General features: G+C 72.3%; 2 protein-coding genes. One reads left to right on the top strand and one right to left on the bottom strand.

Annotation, left to right across the window (positions count from 1 at the left end; genetic code table 11):
* Positions 1-654, bottom strand: a 654-nt coding sequence (locus DQW06_RS23565; RefSeq protein ID WP_117199326.1) for a methyltransferase domain-containing protein, incomplete at its 3' end; no start/stop codon positions are given.
* Positions 655-939: 285 nt separating this feature from the next.
* Here DQW06_RS23565 and DQW06_RS23560 point away from each other — a divergent pair.
* Positions 940-1,422: a VOC family protein gene (locus tag DQW06_RS23560; RefSeq protein WP_013153116.1), complete on the top strand. Its 483-nt coding sequence runs from the start codon at positions 940-942 to the stop codon at positions 1,420-1,422.
* Positions 1,423-1,455 lie beyond the last annotated feature (33 nt).

Genomic DNA, 1,455 nt, shown 5'->3' with positions numbered 1-1,455 from the left:
CTCCAGGATGCGCCGGGACCACATGCCGCCCCACCAGGCGCGGCGCTCGGGGGAGGAGTGGTTCCACACCTCGGCCACGTAGGTGACGTCCTCGAACCCGGCCTCGCGGGCCCAGGAGGCCATGCGCCGCCCCGCGTCGGGCTCGCCGCCGTTGGCGCGCGCGACGCGCTGGTACAGGTCCATCCACGCGTCCAGCTCGGGCAGGCGCGGGTACCAGTACATCCCTGAATAATCGCTGTCGCAGGCGGCCACGACCCCGCCCGGCCTGGCCACGCGGCGCATCTCGGCCAGGGCCCGGACCGGGTCGGCCACGTGCTGGAGGACCTGGTGGGCGTGGACGACGTCGAAGGCGTCGTCGGGCAGGTCCAGGTCGTGGACGTCGCCGACCCGGAACTCGATGTTGTCCGCTCCGGCCTCCCGCGCGCTGGCGCGGGCCAGTTCGACGGCCTCGGCCGAGGCGTCCACGGCGGTGACCCGCCCGGGGGCGACCCTGCGGGCGAGGTCGGCGGTGATGCTGCCCGGGCCGCAGCCCACGTCCAGCAGCGAGCGGCCGGGGACCATCCGGTCCAGGGCGTAGGCGGCGGAGTTCTCCGCGTTGCGCCAGCGGTAGGAGTCGGTGACCGTGGGGTGCTGGCCGTGGGTGTAGCGCGTCATCGGAACGCCCTCTCATGGGTCGCAGGCGGGAGCGAACACCTGGGACCCTACACCGATATCTCTTTGAATGAGATTCCATTCTCGCCATATGAGACAAGGGGTGGGGTGCCCTGTTCGGAGGGGTGCCTCCCGGGGCCGCGGAGGCGACCGGCCACGGAACGGGCGAGAGGGGCGAAACTCCTGGGAAAAACCCCGCCCGGGCCGATGAGTTCCGCCGCCCGGACGCGTCATCACGGATAGGGCGGACGCGCGCAGGGCCGCGCCGCACACCGAGAGGACCAGACCATGACACGGCTCAACAAGATCACCCCCTGCCTGTGGTTCGACACCCGCGCCGAGGAGGCGGCCCGCTTCTACGTGGGCCTGTTCGACAACTCGCGCATCCTGCGGGTCCGGCACTTCGGCCCCGACGGGCCCCGGCCCGCCGACATGGTGCTGACCGTGGACTTCGAGATCGACGGCCAGCAGATCACCGCGCTCAACGGGGGCCCGGAGTTCACCTTCTCGGAGGCGGTCTCCCTCCAGGTGATCTGCGACAGCCAGGAGGAGTCCGACCACTACTGGGCGAAGCTCGGCGAGGGCGGCGAGGAGGGCCAGTGCGGCTGGCTCAAGGACCGCTTCGGCTTCTCCTGGCAGGTCTTCCCGGCCGAGCTGGACGACCTGCTGGCCGACCCCGATCCCGGCCGGGCCGGACGCGCCATGCAGGCCATGCTCAAGATGGGCCGGATCGACCTGCCCGAGATCCGGAGGGCCGCGGACGCGGCCTGACCCGCGGCGGCCGTCCGCGCCGGGAGACGGCGG

It is taken from the genome of Nocardiopsis sp. TNDT3, assembly GCF_003427465.1.
Taxonomy (GTDB): Bacteria; Actinomycetota; Actinomycetes; order Streptosporangiales; family Streptosporangiaceae; genus Nocardiopsis; species Nocardiopsis dassonvillei.
This window is presented reverse-complemented; position numbering and strand designations above follow the sequence as displayed.

What these genes read in the sequence shown, in the direction of transcription:
- DQW06_RS23560 (WP_013153116.1), top strand. Translation starts at nt 940, where the DNA reads ATGACACGGCTCAACAAGATCACCCCCTGCCTGTGGTTCGACACCCGC.